The organism is Acetobacter orientalis (assembly GCF_000963965.1).
Taxonomy (GTDB): Bacteria; Pseudomonadota; Alphaproteobacteria; order Acetobacterales; family Acetobacteraceae; genus Acetobacter; species Acetobacter orientalis.
Genome location: NZ_BAMX01000048.1, coordinates 1 through 965, shown reverse-complemented (window position 1 = coordinate 965; position 965 = coordinate 1). Strand labels below are relative to the sequence as shown.

Annotated in this window: 1 protein-coding gene; it reads right to left on the bottom strand. The window is 58.7% G+C overall.

What is annotated here, in order from left to right:
• A partial coding sequence (locus tag Abor_RS12475) for a 1-deoxy-D-xylulose-5-phosphate synthase N-terminal domain-containing protein (RefSeq protein ID WP_048842230.1) occupies positions 1–965 on the bottom strand: 965 nt, incomplete at both ends.

Sequence of the window (965 nt, the reverse complement as noted above, 5' to 3'; positions counted from 1 at the left end):
GAGGTGTAGCTTGGTGGGCCTGCGGGGCCCTTTTTCTGCTCACCCGTTACCACGTTAAATTTGGCGACGGCGTGGTATTTGTCCCCCGCTTTTTCTGCCGGGGTGTAGCCATGGCCTTTTTCGGTCATGACATGCAAAAGAATAGGGCCGTTATTGGTGTCGCGCAGGTTGCGCAGAATAGCCACCAGTTGTGGCAGGTCGTGGCCGTTAACGGGGCCGACATAGTAAAAGCCCAGCTCTTCAAACAAGGTGCCGCCGGTAATAATGCCACGGGCATATTCGTCGGCCTTGCGGGCTGTGCGCTCAACGGGGGCAGGCAGTTTTTTGACCATTTTGCCCGCAAGCTCGCGCAAGCCCATGAACTTGCGAGACGACATAAGGCGGGAGAGGTAGTTAGACATGGCCCCAACCGGTGGGGCGATAGACATTTCGTTATCGTTGAGAATAACGATCAGACGCTCTGCACCGGGGCCTGCCACGGCGGCGTTGTTCATGGCCTCATAGGCCATACCGGCGGAAATGGAGCCATCGCCGATAACGGCAATCACATTGCGCTCAGAGTAGGTGGGGTCTTCTTCTGCTCGCAGGTGGTGGGCCACGGCCATGCCCAAGCCAGCAGAGATGGAGGTGGAGGAGTGCGCCGCCCCAAAGGGGTCGTACTCGCTCTCGGCCCGGCGGGTAAAGCCGGACAGACCACCGGGCTGGCGCAGGGTACGGATACGGTCGCGCCGGCCTGTCAGAATTTTATGGGGGTAAGCCTGATGGCCTACGTCCCAGATGATTTTGCTGGCGGGGGTGTCAAACACGGCATGCAGCGCCACGGTAAGCTCAACCACACCCAAAGACGCGCCCAGATGCCCACCGGTGGTAGACACGGCATCAATGGTTTCAGCACGCAGTTCATCAGCAACCTGTTTGAGTTGCTCAACTGAAAAATTGCGCATGTCAGACGGGTAGGTCACCCG